Consider the following 22,945-nt stretch of genomic DNA (forward strand, 5'->3'; position numbering starts at 1 on the left):
TCAGCCGCCCGGGACCCGGCGTTTCAGGCCGGGCCCGGCGCGGCACTTTCCCCCGGTGCCTCGTTCTGGCGCGGGCCACGCTCCAACCCTTCACTCTCCGCTCACTTCGGCTATGCTTTGATCCCGTCCATGTTTGAACAGCAAAAATCTCCAACTCCCGGAGGTGAACCGGGCCGGAAGCCGGGTGTCGATACGCCGTCCGCGTTGAAGGATGTCATCGTCATCGGCGCGGGCATGGCCGGTGTCAGTGCCGCCCGCGTACTGACCTCCCGTGGCCTGAACATCACCCTCGTGGACAAAGCGCGTGGTGCCGGCGGCCGCATGAGCACCCGGCGTCACGACGAATGGCGTTTCGATCATGGCGCACAGTATTTCACCGCGCGAAACCCGGAATTCAAACGCTTGGTCGACACCTGGATCGAGGCGAGAAAGGTGTATTCCTGGACGGCACGCATCGCCGTTGCCAGCAGGCGGGGAATCAAAGCCGCGGCGGACTCGACCGAACGCTTCATTCCCGTGCCCGGCATGAACGCGCTGTGTTCCGACGCCGCCCGGCAACTGCCCGACGTTCGCTTCGGGTGGAAATGCGTCGAAGCCACCCGTGACGGTGATTTCTGGCGCCTGACATCTGAAGACGGTCACACTCTTCGGACACGCGCGCTGTTGCTCACCCTGCCACCGGATCAGGCCGCGCAACTGGTTGGGTTCAAGTCCATTCGCCGAACCGCCAGGTTTGTGAACATGCGACCCTGCTGGACCCTGATGACGGTATTCGACCGGCCACTGCTGGCGGACTACGACGCGGCGTTCGTTAATTCCGGCCCTCTGAGCTGGATCTGCGCGCAATCCGCCCGACCCGGGAGACCTGAAGATCACGCCTGGGTGCTGCAAGCCGGGCCGGAATGGTCGCAACGACATCTCGAATCGGACCCCGAAAGCGTGACGAAGCAGTTGCTGGCGGCCGTCCAGGAGTTGCCCGGCCGACTGGATGCCCGGCCCGTCCACACCCGCGCACATCGCTGGCGCTACGCACTGGCCGAAAACCCGCTGCACGACGGCCTGATCACCGTTGATGGCCACTCTCTCGTACTGGCCGGCGACTGGCTCTGCGGTTCCCGCGTCGAGGGTGCCTGGACCAGTGGCGCGTGTGCCGCCCGGTACATTGCCGACTCGCTGGCGCCGGACTCGCGCCGGGCCGCTCACCCATCCGCTTGACAGCACGACAGTGAAACCCGCAAACGCCGACAACCTGCTCCGCTCGGGCCTGGCTCTGGACCTGTACCGCAAGCTGACCAACGAGGAAGACGCGCGCACCTGCACCGATATACCCGACAGCGCCTGCGAAGTCACACCCGGAAATTTCCTGCTGCTACTGCTCAGTTACTTTTTCACCAAGCTGGGGGATGCCATTGCCAACCCCAAAACCGTGCTGGCCTGGCTGGTCACCGCGGTGGGCGCGCCCGGTTTCGTGCTGGCCATGCTGGTACCGATCCGCGAATCGGGATCCCTGATTCCGCAATTGCTCATCGGCGCGTGGATGCGTTCGCTGCCGCGGCGTAAATGGAGCTGGGTCGCCGGTGCGGCACTTCAGGCCGCCGCCGTCATGGGACTCGGCGCCGTGGCGGCGACCCTCGAAGGTGCAGCAGCGGGCTGGGCCATTCTGGGCCTGCTGGTGGTATTCAGCCTGGCCCGCGGGCTGTGCTCCGTGGCGTCCAAGGACGTGATCGGAAAGACCGTCCCCAAGGGACGCCGCGGTCAGTTGACCGGGTGGTCCGCCAGCATCGCCGGCATCGTCACCCTGGGATTCGGTGCGTATCTGCTGTTCGGCAAAGGCCAGAACCTGGACCTCGGCTTCATCAGTTTCGCCCTGATCGCCGCCGGATCGCTGTGGTTGCTGGCCGCCGCCACGTTCGCGCTGGTCCGCGAGTATCGCGGCGCCACCGAAGGCGGCTCCTTCGGATTCGGCGAGGCCCTGGGGAACCTGACCCTGATCTTCCATGACCCGGACTTCGGCCGGTTTGTCGCGACCCGCAGCCTGCTCATGTGCTCCGCCCTGAGTGCGCCATACTACGTGGCGCTGGCGCAGCGGGAACTGGGTTCACCGGGTTACCTCCTCGGACTGTTCGTCATCGCCGGCGGACTGGCCAGCCTGGTCAGCGCGCCGTTCTGGGGCCGCTTCGCGGACCGTTCCAGCCGGCAGGTCATGTTCTTCGCCGCCCTGGTCACGGCCGGTGCGGGGCTGGCCATTTTCGCGATTGCGACATTCGCTGCTTCCTGGCTGCAATCCGCCTGGCTGATACCCGTCGCCTATTTCGTATTGAGCATCGCCCACAGCGGCGTGCGGGTTGGACGCAAAACCTACGTGGTGGACCTGGCTTCCGGCAGCAAGCGCACCGACTACGTGGCCGTCAGCAACACCATCATCGGAGTCATGCTCCTGCTGGTCGGATCACTCGGGGTGCTGACGCCGTTGATCGGGGTGGCGGGCATGATCGGCCTGCTGGCACTGATGGGCCTGGCCGGTGCCGCACTCAGCCAATCCCTGAAAGACACCCAATCTTCGTAACCGCGCAGAAAGCGAGGTGCGAGCTTCCCGCCTGCCGTTCAGTCCGGCGGCCTGGTGGGTGCGGCGCCGCTGACCTCGACCGGCGTCTTCATGATCACCTCGCGATGCGGGAACGGAATATTGACCCCGTTCTCCTTGAACACGTCCCACAGGGCCAGCAGCACCTTGCCACGTACATTGGTCAGACCGTCACGCGGATCCGTGATCCAGAACCGCAACACGAAGTTCAGTGACGAATCGCCGAATTCGGTCATCCAGCACACCGGCGGCTTCGCCGAATAGACCCGGTCGACACCCGACGCGGCCTGTTTCGCCAGGCGGGTCACTTCATGGGGGTCGGAGTCGTAGGACACGCCGAATTTGACGTCGAGCCGCACCAGCGCATCGGAAAAGGACCAGTTGATCACCTCGTGGGTGATGAAATCCTCGTTGGGGATCAGGTACTCCCGACCGTCACGGGTGACCACGGAAACGAAACGCGCCCGCAACTCGCGAATCCAGCCAAACGTTTCGCCCAGCGAAATGGTGTCCCCCGGTTTGATGGAGCGGTCCATCAGGATGATGATTCCGGAAATGAAATTGGACACGACCTTTTGCAGACCAAAGCCCAGCCCGACACCGATGGCGCCGGAAAAGACCGTGAAGACCGTCAGGTTGATGCCCAGACCGGAGAGCCCGACCAGGACGGCCGTGACGATCAGCGAAATCTTCAGCACCTTGCCCAGCAGCACGCCCAGGGAGGGTGTCAGGTCCTCGGAACTCTGCAGCCGTTTCTCGAAAAAATTACCCAGACCGATCGCGGCCCACAGCAACAGCCCGAGGAACACGAACATTTTCACGATCAAGAGCAGCGAAACGCGGAAATTCCCCACTGAGAATCCGGCCGCATCCAGCAGCAGACTGGTCTCGTCCGAGATACCGAACAGAATCAGTGCGACATACGTCCACACCAGAACCCGGATGAGCTTGCCGAGGGCACGGTTACGGATCGCCTGCGACGCGATCGCCAGCCCGAGCCAGGCCAGCGCCAACATCAGCGAGGTGAAAACGAGGTACTCGGATCCAGGCCAGCTGAATACCCGCATCAGCAGGTAGGAAAACGAACCGAAAAGGGTGAACATCACCCAGTCCAGGCGCCGCATCAGTACGATGAGGACCCGCAGCAGGTTGTGATCCGGATTGGGAATGGCGCGGACCCGCGCCTCGACGCGAGGCGTCAGACGCCAGGCGACAATCCGCGCCGCGAGCATCGCCAGCGCGACGATCATCAACTGCACGAGGGTGGAGGTTTCCCCCACGAAAGTCATCAGCCGGTCGGCCAGTTCGGTGGCGCGGGCAATCAATCTGTCGATGGCCTGACTCCGGGTTCAGCGATGCCTGAAATTCCCGCTCATTATAGGCCAACCGACCCGGCGGACCGCCAGCAAGCGCGGACGGCGCGTCGGGTTATGCCCCAAACGGCGGGGACGACCGGCCGGCGGCTCCGGCTCCGGCTCCGCCGCCGCGCGGTCAACGCTTGTCGGCCGCTGCCAGCCGTTCCGGCTCGGGCGCGGACCCAACTGCTTCCAGCGCCAGCACTTCCGCGGTTTTGCGATCCACCCGGCACACGGCCCGCAGGGTCTCGCCGGCCGGGGTAACCACCGTCAATTGCAGTTCGCGGCCGGAACGCCGCATGTCGTCCAGCCGCACACGAACGGACTCACCGTCCTGCGCGTACAGCACACGCGCTTCATCCCGGCAGTTTTCGAACAATTGTGAAACCGGCGGCACGGCCAGGGCCGCGGGTGCGAAGCCCAGGCTGGCGAATACCAATCCCAGGTGAAACATCGAACGATGAACGGAAACCATGCTGACTCTCCTGTGTGGGGGCCCCGGGCGCTGTCCCGGCGTCGGAATTCAAGATATAGTCTGCATATACGCAGGTAAATATCGTTAATCGCAGAGAGACTATGCAAATATGCAGGGTATCAACTGGCAGGATCTGCGCTGTTTCCTCGAGGTCGGGCACGCAGGCACGCTGACAGGCGCCGCCCGCCGCCTGGGCGTCAATCAGACCACGGTTTCGCGCCGGATCACGGCACTGGAGAAGGCGCTCAACGCCCCGCTGTTCGATCGCTCAGCGAATGGCTGGTTCATCACCCCGGTCGGCGAAGCCGTTCTGCGCTCGGCGGAAGCCATCGAAGACGAGGTGCTGACCATCAGCCGCCTGGTGCAGATCGACCGCCAGGAACTCAGCGGCAAATTGCGGGTGACCGCGCCCGACGTCTGTATCCAGGGACTCCTGATGCCCGGCCTCAACCGGTTCTCGGAACGCTATCCAGACATCGACATCGAACTCATCGCCACCGAAGAAACGCTGGACCTCTCGGTGCATGATGCCGACATCGCGTTTCGCGCCACCGACAAACCGCCCCCCAATGTCGTGGGCACGCACATCGCCGATTTCGCCTACGCGGTTTACGCCACCCCGGAAATTCTGCAACAGCACCGGGAAAAGCCAGACTCCGTCGGAGCGATCGCCTGGGTCGGTGACCGCCTGCTGCAACCCGACTGGGTACGAACCGCTTTCCCGGAGATGGGCGTGCGTTACCGCGCGAACTCGCTGAACGTGGCGTTCACCATGGCCCGGCAGGGTCTGGGATTCGCGTTGCTGCCGTGCGGTCTCGGCGATCCATCCAGCCGCCTGCGCCGGGTTCCGACGGACTACCGCCCTCCGTCAAAAGGCTTCTGGCTGCTCTCTCACATCGATTTGCGCACCACGGCACGCATTCGCATTTTTCGCGATTTCATGCTGGATTCGATCAAGCCCTACATTCCCCTGATCGAAGGGCGGCAGCCCCGGGCCTTTTCGGCGGAGGACTTCGCGGCCATTGCGGCCGGCCGCCATACCGCTTAGCGGACGCCGGCCAGCCGCGATCCGGGACCAGGGCCTCAATCCCTGGATTTCTGCCGTTCCTTGAGCTGTTTCACATCTTCTTTGCTCACCGGATAGAACAGACCCAGACCACAGGACGCACCCGGTGAAAAGCCAAAGCCCATGTTGTCCAGCACCGTGATGATGTCGACGTTGCACAGCTGGTTCAGAGACGTGCGGTACATGAAAGAATCCCGGAATGCGAGGCCGGGGCAGCGGTGCGGCAAGCGGTTGAGATAAATATCTCCACCTTTCATGTGGAACAGAATGGAATAGTCGTCCAGCACTTCGGTTCGATCGATGCGCTGCAGCCTGATACATTGCTCGGGAGGACCGGAAACGTACTCCAGCTCCTCGTTCATCTGCTTGTCTTCGGCCTGTGCGGCCACGGACAGAAACAGCAAGGCTAGTACACACAACGGATATCTCAGGTTCATAAGCTTTGTTCCCTGTTGCCCAAATATCGATCATTGGATTGCGAATCGCGGGGCTAAGTTCCGAAGCGGGCAGCACACACGGCCGATGCCGGTGAAAATACCCCGGTGCTCAACCCTGAGGCTGTTACTCGGCGATCAGCTCGACCGCCACCACCCCTGGTTTGAATCGGCCGACGATAACGTTCTCTACGTGCTGGCCGAACTGCGTCAGGAGGCCACCTACGTCCGCCACCACATCCAGAAAATCGCCGCCTTCTTCGCGGCCATGCATTGCTTCGCCGAAGCCCTGAAATCCTGCGGCCATCGGGTCGTGCTGCTCGATCTCGACGAGACCGCCGATTTCGACGACCTGCCTGCCCTGCTCGATCACCTGCTCGAGGTCACGGGTGCGGACCGTTTCGAATATCAGCGGCCCGACGAGCACCGGCTGCTGACCCAGCTTGAGGCCTACCGCGGGCGAATCGACCAGCCATCGAGCTGTTGTCGCAGCCATCATTTCCTGCTGCCGTTCGACGCAATCCGGGACTCGTTTCCCGCCGACCGGCAACTGCGCATGGAAACGTTCTACCGGCGCATGCGTAAACGCCACGGTATTCTGGTCGATGATGACGGCACGCCGACGGGTGGCCAATGGAATTACGACAAGCAGAATCGCAAGCCGCTGCCCGAAGACGTCGAACTCCCTGAGCCGTTGTGCTTCGACAACGATGCCGGCGCCCTCACCGACCGCATTCGCCGGCACGGCATCGACACCCTGGGGACAATGGAAGGTGACCGCCTGGACTGGCCGGTCTGCCGCACCCAGTCTCTGGAATTGCTGGAATACTTCACCGAACACCTGCTGGCAGGTTTCGGGCGTTACCAGGACGCCTTGAGCAGCCGCGGCTGGGCCCTGTTTCACAGCCGCCTTTCCTTTGCCCTGAACGCGAAAATACTGTCGCCGCGCGAAGTCATCGAACGGGTACTCGACGCCTGGCGCGGCGATCCGGACAACGTTCCGCTCGCCGCTGTGGAGGGCTTCGTGCGGCAGATTCTGGGCTGGCGTGAGTACATGCGGGGCATTTACTGGTCACGCATGCCGGGGTATGCCGACTGCAATGAACTGGACCACCGGAACGAACTGCCGGCCTTCTACTGGAACGGCGAAACCCGCATGGCATGCATGCGGCACGCCATCGGTCAATCACTGGAACATGCGTACGCGCACCACATCCAGCGGCTGATGGTCACCGGCAATTTCGCCCTGCTGGCCGGAGTCGACCCGGACGCCGTCGACACCTGGTACCTGGGCATCTACATCGACGCGGTGCAGTGGGTGGAACTGCCCAATACGCGGGGCATGAGCCAGTATGCCGATGGTGGAGTCGTCGCCAGCAAGCCCTACGCGGCATCGGGCAATTACATCAACCGCATGGGCGATCACTGCGCGGATTGCCATTACGACGCAGGCACCCGCAGCGGCGATACCGCCTGTCCGTTCAATTGCCTGTACTGGCATTTCATGGAACGGCATCGCGAATGGCAGAAACAGAACCCGCGCAGCGGCATGATTTACCGCAATTGGGACCGGATGGACGAGCAGCGGCGGTCGGCCATTCTCGACACCGCCGAGCGCTATCTGAAAGCGATCGACGAACTCTGAACCCTGAACCCTGAAATCAGAACCCTGATCGCCGGGCACCAGGGCGCCGGGAGCAACGCGCCGGACACCTACCAGGTGCCGCTATTCTCCATCGAAGCCCACGGTTCCCGCGGCGCCAGCGCCTCGCCTTTCTGCAGCAATTCGACCGATACATCGTCCGGCGAGCGCACGAAGGCCATGTGGCCGTCACGCGGCGGGCGGTTGATCGTGACGCCGCCGTCCATCAGCTTCTGGCAGGCGGCGTAAATGTCGTCCACCTCGAAAGCCAGATGCCCGAAATTGCGGCCGCTGTCGTATCCGGATTCATCCCAGTTCCAGGTCAGCTCGATGGCCGGCGCCCAGTCCTTTTCGAATCGCTCGACATCTTCCGGCGCCGTCAGGAACACCAGCGTGAAACGCCCGTCCGGAACGGGATGGCGTTTGACTTCGACAAGCCCGAGCTTGTTGCAGAAAAAATCCAGGGATAGGTCCAGGTCACTGACCCGAATCATGGTGTGCAGGTACTTCATGAAGACTCCAGATGAATGTGAATCGAGGCGGTCGGCTCATTCCACGCCCGGACGGGGAACTACTCCGCGCACCGGGTCAGACCGCATCCCCTAGTCTACGGATGTGAACCGTGACGTAACAGGAAAAACGGCTCGGAACCGTGGATTCAGACAGCTCGAATTCACAAGAAAACCGGACGGGGCATGGATCGACTTTCGGCCTTCGGTCCGTACAGTGGGCGCCCGCAACCCCGAATTCGGCGTGCCGGTGATCCGGCTGCTCACGACCTGCCCGTTCTGATAACCTTGCGCGATGCGCGACCAACCAACCATCGATCAGACCCTGCGTGACGAAGCCGAAGTGCTGACCCGGAACATCGGCGAGGTCCTCGCTGAGACCATCGGCAGCCTCGATGACCGCACGTCCCTGCCGCCGGGCGCCGATACCGCCCTGAAGAGCCTCGAGGAATCCCTGCCCGAAACCGGCAATGGCCTGGAGCCCACGCTCGAGCGGCTGCTCGAACTCAACCGGCAGGCCGGCGCCAATACGGGTGGGCCGCGCTGCTTCCATTTTGTCATCGGCGGGTCGACGCCAGCAGCGCTGGCCGCCGACCTGCTCGCGACCGCCTGCGAAACCCTGACCTATACCTGGGTCACTTCCCCCATCGGCGTGACGATGGAGTTGCGCGCCCTCGCCTGGTTGCGGGAGTTGTTCGGTTTACCGGCGGACTGGTCCGGGGCGATGGTCACGGGCGGCACCATGGCGAATTTCGTCGGACTCGCGGCCGGGCGCCAGTGGTGGGGAGAGCAACACGGCTTCGATGTTTCGGAGGACGGGCTGGCCGGCAAACCCCGGATGCCGGTTCTGACCTCGGGATTCGTACACGCAGCCACCCGTAAATGCCTGGCGCTGCAGGGCATCGGTCGCGGTAACCTGCAGACCTTCACGGCGGACGCGACCGGCCGCATCGACCTCGACGGGTTCGAGCAGGGTTTGCGCCAGCTGGACGGTGCGCCCGCCCTGGTGGTGGTCAATGCCGGTGAGGTCAACGCCGGAGCCTTCGATCCGGTCGAAGAAATGATCAGCATCGCACGCCAGCATAAGGTCTGGGTACACGTGGACGGTGCTTTCGGGCTGTTCGCCCGGGTTTCGCCTCGCACCGAACACCTGGTCCGGGGCGTGGAGTATGCCGACTCTGTCGCCGTCGACGGCCACAAGTGGCTCAACGTACCCTACGACTCCGGCTATGCCTTCGTTCGCGATCACGGGCTGATGGCGCGCGCCTTCCGCTACACGGCCGACTACCTGCCACCGGAAGACGACCCGCGCCCCACCCTCGGTGCCATTGCGCCCGAAAGCTCTCGCCGCGGTCGCAGTTTCGCCGTGTGGGCGACCCTGGCCGCCTACGGCCGCGAGGGCCAGCGGAGGCTCGTGGAGCACTGCCTGGACAATGCGCGGCATCTGGCCGATCGGGTCACGGCGGCGGAAGACCTGGAACTGTTGGCCGAGGTGGGGTTGAACATCGTGCCCTTCCGCTTCAATCCGGGCGGGCTGAGCGACGAGCAGCTGGATGACCTCAACCACCGCCTCGGGGAAGCGGTTCTGGCAGACGGGCGATTCCTGGTGGGCACCTCGAAACTGGGCCCGAGGACGATTTTCCGGCCGGCGTTTTCCAATTGGCGGACGACCACCGGCCACGTCGACGAGTTCGTGACGGTCATTCGCGAGCTTGGAGCCGCCGTTCACGCTGGCGGAGGATCATCAGCCGGCTGAACCCGGTTGAATGTGAGAACCGGGCTTACCAGCCCCAGGGCCGTTTGAGTTCGTATTGTTCCAGGGTATTGAGCTTGAGCTTTTTCTCGGCCGCCTTGCGGGATTCCGCCACCGGCCCGACCAGGCCCATCCAGACGTCGTGACGAGCGAAGCCCCCATTGGGGCTCCGTGCCGCATCCGGTTCGATGATGGCAGCCACGTCGAAGCGTTCCAGTGCCGCCGCCGGAACCTCGTCCTTGTCCACCGGGTGGTGACGGTCCTCGATCAGGGCGCGCACGCTGTTGAACACCCGGGGGTCGGGCGCGGCCTCAGCGACCAGTTGCTTCTCACGAAACAGGCATTCCGCGAAATAGTGCATGGCTTCACCGGCGGATCGCGTCGCCATGCCCCTGCCGTGGTAGTTCCGGCAATTCGGCCATCCCCAGGGAATCGGAAGTTCACGCGCCAGTTTGCGCAGTTCGCGACTGGCTTGTCCGTCACCGATACGGCGGTAGTCTCCCGCCACCTTGCTCAGTCTGACCGTCTGGACTTCCAGATTTTCTTCGAGGGATTGCTGCCCGCGTTTCGCCAACCACAGGCACAGCATCACGCCGAGAAACGTGAATTCGAACAAAAGCAGATAACCCGTGTGAGCCATCCCGGTCCCCGATTGCCGGGCGACCCGCTTCCGTTGCGAAAGCGTCCGGATCACATCGAATCCACCGGCGGGACACACATCGTTCGAAGTGCAGTCCCGTCCCGGCCGCCGAGCCGTGCCCAGTCCCGTGGTACGAACCGGGGCCGCATGGGTCCGAATCTGTTATTTAAAAGATACCACAGACCGGGCTCTTCAGCCATCACAGCAAGCGCGGCACGTCTCGGTCAGACCCGTACCGCGCACGATGCCAGCGAACTGGCATGCCCCTCCCCCCGTACCCGGCTCGAACCGCTGACCGAATGCCTGGCGGCAACCCCCCTCAGGCTGCCTGCGCGACCGTGCCCCGCGCGGGGTAGTCCTTGTCGCGAATGAAATCGAGCGCTTTCAGCAGGTCGGTCAGCGCTGGACGGACGAAGGGGACGCTTTGCACCCAGGCGGCATACAGGCGGCCCTCGCGATCGACCAGGAACATGCCGGGTTCGCAGAAGTGCTTCGGTTCGTGCTCACCGATCGCACGAGAGACGAACAGCCCCCAGTCCCGGACCGTATCCAGTTCCAGGCCGAACACTATGGAGAGATCATCGACTGCCCACTCGCTGGCCGATTTTCGCGCCCGCTCTTCGTCGTCGCAGGATACCGCCACGACCTCGATTCCGCGCTCGCGGAACGCGGCCAGGTTCTGTTCCAGTTCCTCGAGTTGCTCGCGGCAAATGGGGCAGTGCACGCCACGGTAAAACACGATCAGCGTGAATCGTTCCGGGCGCGACACGTGCAAGTCCCAGGTCTGGCCGTTGTCGAGACGAACGGCGCGCAATTCAGGGGCGCGATCGCCCGGCACTGGCAGGCAGGATGAAATACATTTTCTGTCACCGGCCTGTTCGGGGGATATCGAGCTGTAGTTCGATTGACTCATGGCTTCCTCCTTCATTTCATTCACAACACCTCATGCAAAAATCACACCGGACCGAAATTGCGACGCAGCGCCCCGCTGCGCGGTTGATTCGGCAAGCCCGTTGAATTTCTTACAAGCCCATTGCAATTCACGCACCTGCGCTGACGTTTCGTGGTGAATTCCCGGTGAGAGAATTTCCCAGCTCGATGCACTACATTGGATAGGGGGGACTCCAAACGGGAGCACCACCATGACTCACGCTTTGCCGACCCTGGGCGGATTCAAGCTCACCGCCCGCACCGACGCACCGGACTTCCGCGACTACACCTACGAACCCGCGCTGGTTCCGCTGAAGCCGCGAATGCCCCCGCCCTCGGGATTGTGGATTCGTGACCAGGGACAAACCGGGGCGTGCACCGGATTCGGGCTGGCCGCCGCGATCGACCGCCTGATCGCCCACACGCGCCGGCGGCCCACCACTGCGGCCACCGCCGTGAGCACACGAATGCTGTATGTCATGGCGCGCCGCTACGATGAATGGCGCGGAGACGACTACGAAGGCTCGAGTTGCCGGGGCGCCATCAAGGGCTGGTACAACATGGGCGTTTGCCTGGACAAGCTGTACCCGTTCGAACAGGATTCCGGCGAACCCCCGCCCGCCTGGGACATCACCGCGGCCAAGGACGCCCGCAATCGCACGGTGGGCGCCTACTACCGTCTGGGTCAGCGGATTTCCGATTACCACGCGGCCCTGAACGAGGTCGGTGCCATTTTCTGTTCCGCGCAGTTGCACGCCGGCTGGGAATCACCGGATCCGGAGAGTGGTGAAATCGTGCGTGACAGCCAGCCGGTCGGCGGACACGCCTTCGCCATTGTCGGCTACGACGCCGACGGATTCTGGGTGCAGAATTCCTGGGGCGCCGAATGGGGCCGTACCGGCACGGCCCTGTGGACCTACGAAGACTGGCAACTCAACGTGCAGGACGCCTGGGTCTTTCAAATGGCGCTGCCGACCCCACAGATCTGGCACCTGCCACCACGTCGCCGCTCCCACGTCGCCACGGCCGAAAAAAACGCGCGGCCGGCGCGCGCCGAGATCGCCGGCCACTTCGTTCACATCGACGACGGCGAGTTCCATGAAAACGGGCGTTACTGGAGCAACCTCGAAGACGTTCGCCTGACCGCCCGGCTGGTGGCCGAGTCCGATAAATACGATCACCTGCTGTTTTATGCCCACGGCGGCCTGAACCGCCCGGCCGCCTCCGCCCGGCGCATCGCGGCGATGAAGGAGACCTTCAAGAAAAACCGCATCTACCCCTACCACCTGATGTACGACACCGGCCTGCTGGAAGAACTCAAGGACGTGATCATCGGCCGGCGAAACGAAGCCGAGGAGCGGGCCGGCGGGTTCAGCGACTGGATCGACCGGCTGGTCGAAAAGCTCACCCGCGTACCCGGCCGCGCGCTGTGGCGGGAGATGAAAGCCGGCGCGCGCTCACCCTTCGACGCCGATCGCGCGGGTTCGATGACCCTGCGGGCTTTTGTCGACGCGTTGACCGACAACGCCAGGCCTTTGAAGATTCACATCGCGGGCCACAGCACCGGCATGATCCTGATGGCCTGGCTCCTGCAACGGCTGGCGGAACTCGCCCCGCAGCGCTCGGTGGATACGGCCAGCCTGCTGGCCCCCGCCGGAACCGTCGACCTGTTCACCGGGCAGGTCCAGCCTTTCCTGAAAGCCCCGTATCCGGAATTTCGCATTTCGGAAATGACGATTTACAACCTCACCGACGAACTCGAACAGGACGACGAGGTCACCCGGGCCTACAACAAGTCCCTGCTCTATCTGGTGTCGAACGCCTTCGAAGAGCCGGTCCCCAGGGCACCCATCCTGGGCATGGAGAACTTCAGCAAGACGGTGGGTCGCCGCAAACTGCCCCGGCTCACCATCCATTACTCCAAGGGGGACGTGCCGGGAGCGCGGGTGAGCGCCAGCGAATCCCACGGCGGCTTCGACAACGATCCACTGACCATGAACCACGTGCTGCGGCGGATTCTGCGGTCGGCCAATCAGACACCGGTACAGGAATTCACGCGCGAGTCGCTCGACTACTGAAAACTATTTACGGCCCATGGGCCCCGCCACACCGGGACGCAGTCCGTCCTTTGCCGAGCGCCCGCGCCGCATCAGCGCCGGAGCCCCAACGGCGTGCTAGTCTCACCGTACCCATCGATCCGGAACCGGCATGCTGCAACTGCGGGGCATTCACAAGACCTACCACGACGGCGAGAGCGAGCTCGAAGTACTGGCCGGCGTGGACCTGGAGCTGCCCGCCGGGCGAAGCATCGCCCTGCTCGGCGCCAGCGGCAGCGGCAAGAGCACCCTGCTGCAGATCGCCGCCGGCCTGGAACGGCCGGACCGTGGCACCGTGACGGTGCTGGGACAAGTCCTGGGCCGTCTGTCGGAACGCGATCTGGCCCGGCTGCGCCGGCGTGACCTCGGTTTCGTTTTTCAGAGTTTCAACCTGCTCCCGGGTCTCGATGTCGCCGACAACCTGCTGTTCCAGCGCCGCCTGAACCGCCTGCCCGATCAGGACGACTGGGTACGGGAACTGATTGACGGGCTGCAGCTCGCCACCTTGCTCCACCGGCCGGTCGAAGTGCTTTCCGGCGGCCAGCAACAACGCGTGGCCATTGCCCGTGCGCTCGCCCACCGGCCACGGCTGGTCTTCGCCGACGAGCCGACAGGCAACCTGCACGACACTCTCAGCCGGCAGGTCATGAAGATGCTGATCCGGCTGGTGGACGAAGCCGGTTCCGCGCTGCTGCTGGTGACCCACAACCGGGCGCTGGCGCAAATGACCCATGCCCGCGTCCGCCTGGCGGGGGGCCGGCTGCACGCCGAACCCGAATCGACGCCCGAGCCCGTTTCCGCATGAGAATTCTGCATGCCCTGCTGGCGCACTACCGGCGACACCCCGTCCAGGCCGTGTTTCTGCTCACCAGTATCGTCATCGCCAACGCGCTGCTGGTGGGAACCCAACTGATCAATGCGCAGGCGCGAGCCAGCTATGCCCGCGGCGAACAACTTCTCGACCTCGCCCCCATCGGCGAGATCGCACCGGTCAATCCCGCGGCCGGAATCCCCGAATCCGACTACCTTCGCCTGCGCCTCGCGGGCTTCGACTTCGTCGTCCCCGCCCTGGGCACACAGGTCCGAACAGCCGACGGGACGGCGCTGGAATTGCTGGCGGTCGATGCGCTCGCCCTGCCCCGGGCCGGGCCCGGCCGCCCGGCATCTGCGGCCCCCACGCCTGCCGGTGGGCAGCATCAATCAGCGGCCTTCGGTGGGTTTTCCCTTCCGCCCTACCAGGTGCTCATCGCGCCCGGTCGCTTGCGCCAGTTGGGACTGGCCGACGGAGCGCGTATCCGGCTCTCCGACGGTCTCGATCTGCCACCACTGCGAGTCGCGCCCGACGCCAATCTCGGTCACCGCCTGATGCTCGACATCGGCGCGCTGCAAAGCGCGCTTGGCGCGCCGGGAACCCTCAGTCACCTGCTGGTTTTTCCCGCCGACCCCGGACGCCTGGCCGCCCTGCGTCACGCGCTGCCCGCCAACCTCCATTACGTTCCCGCCGACACGGCGCCCGACCCGGGGGAGCTGACCCGAAGTTTTCACCTCAATCTGGCTGCGATGGGCCTGCTCGCCTTCGTGGTCGGCGTGTTCCTGACCTTCAATGCACTGGCGTTCACCTACACCGACCGGGGAGAGCTGTTGCGGCGCCTGCGGCTGTCCGGAGTCAGCCGGCTCGAACTCGGCGCCGCGCTGATCGCCGAACTCGTTCTGTTCCTCGGGGCCGGCACCGCGTTGGGTGCCTGGCTGGGCATGTTGCTGGCGGCGCTGCTGCTGCCCGGAGTGGGCCGCACGCTGGCGCAACTTTACGAGGTCTACATCGCTTACCCGGACACCCTGGCGCCCGGTGCGTTGTGGCTGCCACTGGCGATGACAGCCACCGCGGCCGTGGCCTGCGTACTCCATCCCATGCGCCAAAGCCTGAGCGCACCGCTGCTCGGCCGCGCAGGCAGCCAGTGGCGCTTGAGCGCCACGGCACGCCGCGACCGGCGCGGCTTCGCGGCCGGACTCGTCCTGCTGGCGGCCGCCGGTCTCGCGGCACAGAACGCGCGAGGAACGGGCACCGCGCTGGCGGGCATGGCGGCCCTGCTGCTCGGCACCGCCCTGTGCCTGCCCGCGGTGCTGCGCGGACTGCTCACCGTGCTGGCTCGAATGGTTCCCGCCCGGCACGCCCGCAGCCGCTGGTTGCTGGCCGACAGCCGCTGGCTGCTCGGGCCGGCTTCACTGGCGCTGATGGCCATGGTGCTGGCACTGGTCGCCAACAGCGGACTGAATACGATGATCGGCAGTTTTCGAGCTGCGACCGCCGACTGGCTGGACCAGCGGCTGGCCGCGCCCCTGTACCTGCGAGACGCGGACCGCAACCAGGCCATCGATGACTGGCTGGCCACGAATGCGCCGGATATTGACCGCATCGACCGCTACCGGACCCGACTGGAAACCCGCCGACCAGACGGTTCAGCCGTACGTATCGAAGTCGTGACCCTTCCGGGCGACCCGGCCTGGTCCAACACCGTGCAACGGGTGGACGCGGCCGACGCGGCCGCCGAGCGCTTTGACTCCGGCCAGGGCCTTTACATCAGCGAGCGTGCCTGGCGCCTGGACGGCTGGGCGATCGGCGACACCGTGAACCTGTGCGCCTCCGTGCCCCCTCTGACGGTTGTCGGCATCTATCACGATTACGGCAATCCGCATTCGCAGTGGATGATCACCCCCGAGCTTTTCGCCCACTGCTGGCCGCAACTCGCCCCGGTCTCCTCGGCACTGCGGGGCCCCGAGGACACGGACTGGCCCGGCGTCCGCCTGGCTCTGGTCGAGTCCCTCGGACTGGCCCCGGACGACATCATTGACCAGGCCGGCCTGAAGGCGGCCGGCATCGCGACATTCGATCGCACGTTTCTGGTCACCGATGCACTGAACCTTTTGACGCTCCTGGTCGCCGGCATCGGCGTCTTCTGCGCGGTCAGCGCAATCCATCATCACCGCATCTTCCAGCAGGCGCTGCTCGCGAGCCTGGGACTGACAGCAGCCGAGCGCGGAGCACTGATGCTGCTGCAATGGGGCTTGCTGGGCGTGCTCGCGCTGGCACTGGTGTGGCCGTTCGGAATGGTGCTCGCCGCTTACCTGGCCAGCGTGGTCACGCCGGCCGCCTTCGGCTGGAGTTTTCCGCTGCGGCTGGACTGGACGCCGTTCGCCCGGCTCGCGCTGTTGTCCACATCGAGCCTGGTGCTGGCCGTATTGTGGCCTTCGATCCGCCTGTTGCGCACGCCGCCGGCGGTGATGTTGCGCGAGGAACGGGCGTGAAGGGCTGGCTGCCGCAACACGGACGGGCAATGGTCCTGCTGGCCGGTCTGGCGGCCGCACCGTTTCTCACCGGTTGCTCGAACCCGGATGATCCGCCGCCGCGGGACGACTTCGCGGTGCTGGCGCGGGCGGAGCCCGGCTACCGCCAGGCCAGGCCCGGGCGAAGCCTGCATTTTCCCGCCGACCACGGCGCCCATCCCGACTACCGCATCGAATGGTGGTACCTGACCGCCAACCTGCGGGACGATGCCGGGCGTGCCTGGGGACTGCAGTGGACCCTGTTCCGAACGGCCACCGCGCCGCCTTCGGCAAGAGACACGTCGCCGCCGGCCAATGCCTGGCAGAGCCCCCAGATCTACATGGCGCATTTCGCCATCAGCACGCCGGACGGCCACCGCGAGGCGCAACGCTATGCCCGCGGCGGACTGCACGACGGCCTGGCCCGTGCCGGGGCGAATGCCTGGCCCTTCCGGGCCTGGCTGGACGACTGGACCCTGGCCAGCACCACCGGCGACTGGTTGCCCTTGCGCCTGTCCGCGACCGCCCATCCCGACGGGGCCAGGCTCGAACTGGACAGCGACCGCGGCCTCGTCCTCCAGGGACAGAACGGATTCTCCCGCAAGCATGCCGGTGGTGGCGGTTCACACTATTACAGTCATCCGTTTCTTCAGGCCCGGGGTGAACTGACCGTCGATGGCAGAACCATCGCCGTGCACGGAGACGCCTGGCTGGATCGCGAATGGAGCAGCCAGTTTCTTCAAACCGACCAGGCCGGTTGGGACTGGTTCGCCGTGCACCTGGAGTCCGGGGAAAAGCTGATGCTGTTTCGTGTTCGCCCGCGTGACCCCACCAGCGGATCACCCCATGTGCACGGCGTACTCATCCAGGCGGACGGCAGCACCCGGCCGCTCGAACCGGACCTGATCGAGTTCCGGGTTCTCACCCGAACACCGGTTGCGGGCCACGAACTGCCACTTCACTGGCGTATCCGAATTCCGGAAATAGAACGCGTCTTCGAAGTCAGGGCCTTGTATCCTGACCAGTGGATGGACGTGGATTTTGCCTACTGGGAAGGCGTCGTGACCGTCAGCGGCAGTGGCCCGCAAAATTCAGGTACCGGATACCTGGAACTGACCGGTTACCCGCGCCAGTGATACGCATGACCTGCGTGAGGAGAAGCACTCGCCAATGAACCCGACCCTGACCTGGATTCTTGTCGGCGGAATCGCGATGAGCGCCATCGCCATGATCGGCGGAATCAGCGTTCTCCTGCCGCGTGAGACCCTGCAACGCCTGCTGCTGCCATCGGTTTCGGTCGCAGCTGGCACCTTGTTCGGTGGCGCGCTGTTTCACATGATCCCGGAGGGTGGACGTCACGTGGAACTGTTGCAAACCGGGATTTGGATAGCGACCGGATTCTCGCTGTTTCTGGCCCTGGAATTGTTTCTGCAATGGCATCACTCCCACCGCCCAGACCCCGATGGTCGACGGCCATTCACTTTTCTGGTGCTGATTGGAGACGGTTTGCACAATTTTCTCGGCGGGCTCGCAATCGGCAGTACCTTTCTGCTCGATCCCCGGGCCGGCATTATGGCGTGGATCGCCGCAGCCGCTCATGAAATCCCGCAGGAATTCGGCGATTTCGGTTGCCTGGTGCACGGCGGATGGTCCCGACGCAGGGCATTGCTGTTCAATTTCATCTCGGCCCTGACTTTTCCGATCGGCGCCCTGCTCGCCTATTTCGCATCGCGCCAGTTCGAAGTATCCGGACTCGTGCTTCTCGGTGCCGGCAATTTCATCTACATTGCCGCATCGGACCTGATCCCGGAGATCAAAACCCAAACCGGGTTGCTGCATGCGATGATCCATCTGTCATGCTTCGTGGGCGGCCTCGGCGCGATGCTGGCGGTGGCCCTGTTACTCGGCACGTGAATCGAGCGGGAACGGTATACTGCCGCGCATGCGGGCCAAGATTCACATGCTGTTCGAGCAATTCCTGGGCGCCATGCAGGCGCAACCCGAAGCCTCGGTCGTTCATTCGCTGGCGGCCTCGCCGCGGCTGGGCGATTTCCTGCAGGACCTCGATCCGGATCTGAGCCTGGACTGGTCGGGACAGTCGTTTCAGGGCCTGCCGGAACTGCGCGAACGAATCGTCACCCGCCTGGGGCACGCGCCGGTCTGCTCAGCCGACGATGTGCTGGTCACCGCCGGCACGGCCGAAGCCAATTTTCTCGCCATCAGCAACCTGGTCGGCCCCGGCGACGAGATGATCGTCGACGTGCCCGGCTGGCCGCAGCCGCTGGTGCTGGGCGAAGCGATCGGCGCCGACGTGCGCCGCCTGCCCCGCCACGAGTCACGCGGCTGGGCTTTCGATCTCGATGAACTGGCCGCTTTGATCACGCCGCGAACCCGGCTGATTTTCCTGTGCAACCCCAATAACCCGACCGGTCACCTGCTGAACGAACAGGAATTGGGCGCCGTGATCGACCTGGCGTCGGACGTCGGCGCCTGGGTGTTGACCGACGAGGTGTATCGCGGACTGGAATGGGAAGACCGGCCGACGCCGTCGGCCGCGAACCTGTACGAGCGAGGCATCAGCACCGGCAGCGTGTCGAAGGCTCTCGGCCTGCAGGGCCTGCGCACCGGCTGGCTGATCTGCCGTGATGCGAAACTGATTTTCGATTCGGTGGTGCTGCGCGAGGACACCAGCGAAATCATGAACATCATGGGCGAGGCCATCGCCCGAATCGCCATGAGTCCGGAGCGGTATCGCGCCGCCATAGACCGGGCCCGATCCGACGGCCGACGCAACCTGGAAGTACTGGAACGGTTCATCGCTTCAAACGAATACCTGGAGTGGCACCGGCCCCAGGCGGGCCTGATCACCTTCTGCCGCCTGCGCGGTCCGCTGCAGGCCGACGCCTTCTCCAAGCGTCTGCTGGCGCCCCCGTACCGCACCTTCGTGATGCCGGGGTCAGCCTACGGCTATCCCGATCACCTGCGCCTGGGCGTCGGTGGGGGCAATCCGGAAGCCCTGGAACGTGGGTTGGAACATATGCAGACTTTACTTTCAGAACTTTAGATAACTATTTGATATCACATTGAATACATTTATTGATCTTCGCTCGGATACGTTCACCCGGCCGACGGCGGGAATGCGCCAGGCGATCGCCGCTGCCGATGTCGGCAACGCCGGATACGGCGAAGACCCGTCCGTCAACCGGCTGGAAGGCGAAATCGCCGAATACTTCGGCCAGGAAAGCGCGGTCTTCCTGCCCTCGGCCACCATGGCCGGCCAGGTGGCCATCGCCGTGTGGACGCGGCCGGGCGACACGGTGCTGATCGAGCAGTACGGCCACGACTACTACTTCGAAACCGGCGCCATGGCCGCGGTGGCCGGTGCGCAGGCGCACCTGCTGGCCGGCCACCGCGGCGTCCTCGACCCGGACGATGTCGCAGCGGCGCTGATCCACCCGGAAAACCCCTACGCGCGCACCGCTCTGGTGGTGCTGGAAAACACGTCCAATTACGGCGGCGGCACCGTCTACCCGCAAACCACCCTGGAGCGGATTTTCACCCTGACCCGGGACCGGGCAATACCGGTACACGTCGACGGCGCGCGCATCTGGAACGCCATCATCGCCACCGGCGCCGATCCGGGCGGCCTGGTGCAGGCGGGCGGATCCCTGTCGGTGTGCCTGTCGAAGGGACTCGGGGCTCCCATGGGCGCTCTGCTGCTGGGAGAGACGGCGTTCATCGCCGAGGCGCGGCGAGTTCAATTCATGCTCGGCGGCGTGATGCGGCAGGTGGGATTCATGGCCGAGGCCGCCCGCTACGCGTTTCGGCACCACTTCGAGAGATTGGCCGACGATCACGCCAACGCCAGCCTGCTGGCCGAACAACTGGCCGGCAATCCGCACATCCACATCGATCACGAAGCCGTACAGACCAATATGGTTTACCTGGACATGCGCGGCGGTGCCGAACAGGCCGCCAACCTGGTGCGGGATCTCGACGCTCACGGCATCGGCGCCCTGGCCGTCGGCCACCGGGTCCGGCTGGTCACCAGTCTGAATGTCGACCGCACAGACTGCGAACAGGCGGCCGCCACGATCAACCGGCTGCTGGAGGACACGTGAGCAAAGCCGCGAAACCCATTGAGATCTGGCGTGTTAACGCCTTCACCGACACACCGTTTACAGGCAATCCGGCGGGTGTGGTACCCGATGCCGAGGGGTTGTCCGAGGCGCGTATGCAAGCCATCGCACGCGAGGTCAACGACATTTCCGAAACCGCCTTCATTCTGCCGCCCCGCACCGCCGATGCCGATCTACGGCTGCGTTTCTTCACGTCGACCACTGAAGTCGACCTGTGCGGGCACGCGACCATCTCCGCCCTGTTCACACTGCACTGGCGCGGTGACCTCGGCGGCGACACGCCGTCCCGAACCATCCGGGCCGAAACACCGGTCGGCGCGCTCACACTTGGCCTGGAGTTTCGCGACGGCGAGCTGCAATGGGCGGTCATGGAGCAACTGGAACCCGAATTCGCACCGGCCACCGGCGCGCAGCACGCGGCATCCGTGCTCGGCCTGCCCGAATCGGCAATCGCACCCGAACCTCCCATCGGCTGCTGCCGGACCGGCATCTGGGTCTGCTACGTTCCTCTGACCAGCCTCGATGCGCTGGCCGGCATTCGGCTCGAACGCGAGCGTATCGAACTGCTATGGCCGGAAAATCCGGACTTCGCCGGGGTCTACGCGTTCACCCTGATTGACGATCACTTGACCCAGGGCCGTTTCTTTTCCCTGCCCCGCTACGGCATTCTTGAAGACCCGGTCACGGGTACCGCGTCCGGAGGACTGGGCGCCTACCTGATGCAACACGGACGGGTAGCGCAAAACGGTGAACTGGTCGCTCGCCAGGGACATGAAATGGGCCGGCCGGGCGTGGTTCACGTGACCCGCAATTCCAACGGCCGGATGTCGATCCGCGGCCGGGCCGTAGCGGTCATTCGCGGAGAGGTTCTGGCCTGAACCCCATCCGCATACGGAGGAGACAGCATGCAGGACAATGCACCCCAACCAGGCGTTGATGAACAACGCCTGCAGGACTTCGCCGAAAAGGTCATGAGCGACATCGGTGGCACCTTCGCCACCTTGCTGTCTTTCATCGGAGACCGCACGGGGGTTTTTCGTGCCCTGCGCGATCACGGACCGTGTTCCGCCGCCGAACTGGCCGTGCACGCCGCGGTGGACGAACGATATCTGCGCGAATGGCTCAGCGCGCAGGCCGCCGCCGGCTACGTCGAGTACGACGATGAAACCGGCCAATTTTCACTGACTCCGGAGCAGGCCATCGTCCTCGCCCAGGAAGGTCACCCGGCCTGCATGCAGGGCTTTTTTCAGATGCTCGTCGCCCAGTACGCAACCCATGACACGGCGATCGAGACCTTCCGCAGCGGTAACGGACGACCGTGGAGTGATCACCATGCCTGTTGTTTCCGGGGTACCGATCGCTCCTTCCGGCCCATTTACACAGCCTGTCTGGTAGACGCATGGCTGCCCGCGCTGGACGGCATCGTCGACCGGCTGAAAAGCGGCGCGCACGTCGCCGACGTTGGCTGTGGCTACGGAACCTCCACCCTGCTGATGGCGCAGGCTTTTCCCAACTCCACGTTTCACGGTTTCGATTTCCACCCACCGTCCATCGACAAGGCCCGCCAGCACGCCGACGATGCCGGCCTCGGAGACCGCGTGAATTTCAGCGTCGCGGCCGCCAAGGGCATCGATGAGAAGGACTTCGACCTGATCTGCATTTTCGATGCCCTGCACGACATGGGTGATCCCGTGGGCGCGGCCAGACACCTGCGCAGCTGCCTGAAACCCGACGGCACGCTGATGGTAGTGGAACCTCTGGCCGGCGACACCCTCGAGGAAAACCTCAATCTGCTCGGCCAAATTTTCTATTCGGCATCAACGCTGGTGTGCACACCGGCCTCGAGGGCCCAGGAAGTGGGCCTTGCGCTGGGTGCGCAGGCCGGGGAGAAACGCCTGACAGAGGTGTTGAGCGAAGCCGGCTTCACCCACGTGCGGCGCGCGGCGGAAACCGACATCAACATGGTGCTGGAAGCCCGGGCCTGAAACACCGGTCTGAAAC

The 22,945-nt window shown here is 64.5% G+C and carries 20 protein-coding genes; 14 read left to right on the top strand and 6 right to left on the bottom strand.

Going from position 1 to position 22,945, the window contains the following annotated elements:
* Positions 1-129 precede the first annotated feature (129 nt).
* Entirely contained in the window at positions 130-1,215 is a 1,086-nt protein-coding gene (locus V3330_RS00470; protein ID WP_354693403.1) for an NAD(P)/FAD-dependent oxidoreductase, read from the top strand.
* A gap of 10 nt (positions 1,216-1,225) precedes the next feature.
* On the top strand, positions 1,226-2,566 hold the full coding sequence (locus tag V3330_RS00475) for an MFS transporter (protein WP_354693404.1): 1,341 nt from the start codon (positions 1,226-1,228) through the stop codon (positions 2,564-2,566).
* 38 nt (positions 2,567-2,604) lie between these two features.
* Here V3330_RS00475 and V3330_RS00480 read toward each other — a convergent pair whose 3' ends face one another.
* A complete protein-coding gene (locus tag V3330_RS00480) occupies positions 2,605-3,909 on the bottom strand; it encodes a mechanosensitive ion channel family protein (protein WP_354693405.1) in 1,305 nt (434 codons plus the stop codon).
* Positions 3,910-4,075: 166 nt separating this feature from the next.
* Positions 4,076-4,414: a hypothetical protein gene (locus tag V3330_RS00485; RefSeq protein ID WP_354693406.1), complete on the bottom strand. Its 339-nt coding sequence runs from the start codon at positions 4,412-4,414 to the stop codon at positions 4,076-4,078.
* Between the two features lie 109 nt (positions 4,415-4,523).
* On the opposite strand from V3330_RS00485, the gene V3330_RS00490 reads away from it, so the two are divergent.
* Positions 4,524-5,462, top strand: coding sequence for a LysR family transcriptional regulator (locus V3330_RS00490; RefSeq protein WP_354693407.1), 939 nt, complete (start codon positions 4,524-4,526; stop codon positions 5,460-5,462).
* Positions 5,463-5,497: 35 nt separating this feature from the next.
* Here V3330_RS00490 and V3330_RS00495 read toward each other — a convergent pair whose 3' ends face one another.
* Positions 5,498-5,917 (bottom strand): DUF6491 family protein, encoded by a 420-nt coding sequence (locus V3330_RS00495; protein WP_354693408.1) that lies wholly within the window; start codon positions 5,915-5,917, stop codon positions 5,498-5,500.
* 91 nt (positions 5,918-6,008) lie between these two features.
* Here V3330_RS00495 and V3330_RS00500 point away from each other — a divergent pair, with 91 nt between their 5' ends.
* Positions 6,009-7,559, top strand: a complete 1,551-nt coding sequence (locus V3330_RS00500; RefSeq protein ID WP_354693409.1) for a cryptochrome/photolyase family protein — start codon at positions 6,009-6,011, stop codon at positions 7,557-7,559.
* 68 nt (positions 7,560-7,627) lie between these two features.
* Here V3330_RS00500 and V3330_RS00505 read toward each other — a convergent pair whose 3' ends face one another.
* Positions 7,628-8,068: a VOC family protein gene (locus tag V3330_RS00505; protein WP_354693410.1), complete on the bottom strand. Its 441-nt coding sequence runs from the start codon at positions 8,066-8,068 to the stop codon at positions 7,628-7,630.
* 292 nt (positions 8,069-8,360) lie between these two features.
* Here V3330_RS00505 and V3330_RS00510 point away from each other — a divergent pair, with 292 nt between their 5' ends.
* Positions 8,361-9,821 carry a pyridoxal phosphate-dependent decarboxylase family protein gene (locus V3330_RS00510; protein WP_354693411.1) on the top strand — a complete coding sequence of 487 codons (1,461 nt, stop codon included), beginning with the start codon at positions 8,361-8,363 and terminating at the stop codon, positions 9,819-9,821.
* Between the two features lie 25 nt (positions 9,822-9,846).
* Here the strand turns inward: V3330_RS00510 and V3330_RS00515 are convergent, their stop codons facing one another.
* Together V3330_RS00515 and V3330_RS00520 are read right to left on the bottom strand one after the other, a co-directional pair.
* Positions 9,847-10,458, bottom strand: coding sequence for a hypothetical protein (locus tag V3330_RS00515; protein ID WP_354693412.1), 612 nt, complete (start codon positions 10,456-10,458; stop codon positions 9,847-9,849).
* A gap of 319 nt (positions 10,459-10,777) precedes the next feature.
* Positions 10,778-11,371 (bottom strand): peroxiredoxin-like family protein, encoded by a 594-nt coding sequence (locus tag V3330_RS00520; protein ID WP_354693413.1) that lies wholly within the window; start codon positions 11,369-11,371, stop codon positions 10,778-10,780.
* 229 nt (positions 11,372-11,600) lie between these two features.
* On the opposite strand from V3330_RS00520, the gene V3330_RS00525 reads away from it, so the two are divergent.
* The 9 genes from V3330_RS00525 to V3330_RS00565 all read left to right on the top strand — a co-directional run bounded on the left by V3330_RS00525 (position 11,601) and on the right by V3330_RS00565 (position 22,929).
* Positions 11,601-13,466 carry a C1 family peptidase gene (locus V3330_RS00525; protein WP_354693414.1) on the top strand — a complete coding sequence of 622 codons (1,866 nt, stop codon included), beginning with the start codon at positions 11,601-11,603 and terminating at the stop codon, positions 13,464-13,466.
* Positions 13,467-13,596: 130 nt separating this feature from the next.
* Positions 13,597-14,289 (top strand): ABC transporter ATP-binding protein, encoded by a 693-nt coding sequence (locus V3330_RS00530; protein WP_354693415.1) that lies wholly within the window; start codon positions 13,597-13,599, stop codon positions 14,287-14,289.
* Positions 14,286-16,787 carry an FtsX-like permease family protein gene (locus V3330_RS00535; protein WP_354693416.1) on the top strand — a complete coding sequence of 834 codons (2,502 nt, stop codon included), beginning with the start codon at positions 14,286-14,288 and terminating at the stop codon, positions 16,785-16,787. Before V3330_RS00530 ends, V3330_RS00535 begins: the two co-directional genes overlap by 4 nt.
* The gene (locus tag V3330_RS00540) at positions 16,784-17,941 is read left to right on the top strand and encodes a lipocalin-like domain-containing protein (protein ID WP_354693417.1); all 1,158 of its coding nucleotides are present in this window, start codon (positions 16,784-16,786) and stop codon (positions 17,939-17,941) included. The genes V3330_RS00535 and V3330_RS00540 overlap by 4 nt, the downstream gene beginning before the upstream one ends.
* 34 nt (positions 17,942-17,975) lie before the next feature.
* Positions 17,976-18,719: a ZIP family metal transporter gene (locus V3330_RS00545; protein ID WP_354693418.1), complete on the top strand. Its 744-nt coding sequence runs from the start codon at positions 17,976-17,978 to the stop codon at positions 18,717-18,719.
* A gap of 28 nt (positions 18,720-18,747) precedes the next feature.
* A complete protein-coding gene (locus V3330_RS00550) occupies positions 18,748-19,869 on the top strand; it encodes an aminotransferase class I/II-fold pyridoxal phosphate-dependent enzyme (protein ID WP_354693419.1) in 1,122 nt (373 codons plus the stop codon).
* 19 nt (positions 19,870-19,888) lie between these two features.
* Positions 19,889-20,926: a threonine aldolase family protein gene (locus tag V3330_RS00555; RefSeq protein ID WP_354693420.1), complete on the top strand. Its 1,038-nt coding sequence runs from the start codon at positions 19,889-19,891 to the stop codon at positions 20,924-20,926.
* Positions 20,923-21,822, top strand: coding sequence for a PhzF family phenazine biosynthesis protein (locus tag V3330_RS00560; protein ID WP_354693421.1), 900 nt, complete (start codon positions 20,923-20,925; stop codon positions 21,820-21,822). The genes V3330_RS00555 and V3330_RS00560 overlap by 4 nt, the downstream gene beginning before the upstream one ends.
* Positions 21,823-21,849: 27 nt before the next feature.
* Positions 21,850-22,929, top strand: a complete 1,080-nt coding sequence (locus V3330_RS00565; RefSeq protein WP_354693422.1) for a class I SAM-dependent methyltransferase — start codon at positions 21,850-21,852, stop codon at positions 22,927-22,929.
* Positions 22,930-22,945: the final 16 nt, after the last annotated feature.

The organism is Elongatibacter sediminis, assembly GCF_037892215.1.
Taxonomy (GTDB): domain Bacteria; phylum Pseudomonadota; class Gammaproteobacteria; order Xanthomonadales; family SZUA-36; genus Elongatibacter; species Elongatibacter sediminis.